Annotated in this window: 1 protein-coding gene; it reads left to right on the top strand. The window is 47.5% G+C overall.

All coding sequences use genetic code 11. The features are described from left to right. Nucleotides 1-1068: elongation factor Tu (gene tuf, locus APB76_RS19950; RefSeq protein WP_054963695.1), on the top strand; the 1068-nt coding region annotated here is incomplete at its 5' end. Between the last annotated feature and the right edge of the window lie 13 nt (nucleotides 1069-1081).

The raw sequence follows: 1081 nt of genomic DNA, 5'->3' as shown, positions 1-1081 counted from the left end.
TACGGCGGTGAAGCGAAAGACTTCGCATCTATCGATAACGCTCCAGAAGAGCGTGAGCGCGGTATCACAATCGCAACTTCTCACGTTGAGTACGACACTCCAACTCGTCACTACGCACACGTAGACTGTCCAGGACACGCGGATTATGTTAAGAACATGATCACAGGTGCTGCACAGATGGACGGTGGTATCCTAGTTGTAGCTGCGACAGATGGCCCAATGCCACAAACTCGTGAGCACATCCTACTAGGCCGTCAGGTTGGTATCCCATACATCATCGTATTCATGAACAAATGTGACATGGTTGACGATGAAGAGCTACTAGAACTAGTAGAAATGGAAGTTCGTGAGCTTCTATCTGAGTACGACTTCCCAGGTGATGACCTACCAGTTATCCAAGGTTCTGCACTTGGCGCACTAAACGGCGAGAAGCAGTGGGAAGACAAGATTGTTGAGCTAGCAGAAGCGCTAGACAACTACATCCCAGAGCCAGAGCGTGCAATCGATCAGCCATTCCTAATGCCAATCGAAGACGTATTCTCTATTCAAGGTCGTGGTACAGTAGTAACAGGTCGTATCGAGCGCGGTATCCTAACTGTAGGTGACGAAGTAGAAATCGTTGGTATCAAAGAAACAACAGTAACAACTTGTACTGGTGTTGAAATGTTCCGTAAGCTTCTAGACGAAGGTCGTGCGGGTGAGAACGTTGGTGCACTTCTACGTGGTACTAAACGTGACGAAGTAGAGCGTGGTCAAGTACTAGCGGCTCCTAAGTCAATCAACCCACACACTAAATTCGAATCAGAAGTATACGTACTGTCTAAAGATGAAGGTGGTCGTCACACACCATTCTTCAAAGGCTACCGTCCACAGTTCTACTTCCGTACAACTGACGTAACTGGTAACATCGAGCTACCAGAAGGCGTAGAAATGGTAATGCCAGGTGATAACATCAAGATGACTGTTGAACTAATCGCTCCAATCGCGATGGACGAAGGTCTACGTTTCGCAATCCGCGAAGGTGGCCGTACAGTTGGTGCTGGTGTTGTTGCTAAGATCTTCGACTAATTCTTCGGAATTA

The sequence above is a fragment of the Vibrio bivalvicida genome, from assembly GCF_001399455.2.
In the GTDB taxonomy this organism is placed as follows: Bacteria; Pseudomonadota; Gammaproteobacteria; order Enterobacterales; family Vibrionaceae; genus Vibrio; species Vibrio bivalvicida.
This window is presented reverse-complemented; position numbering and strand designations above follow the sequence as displayed.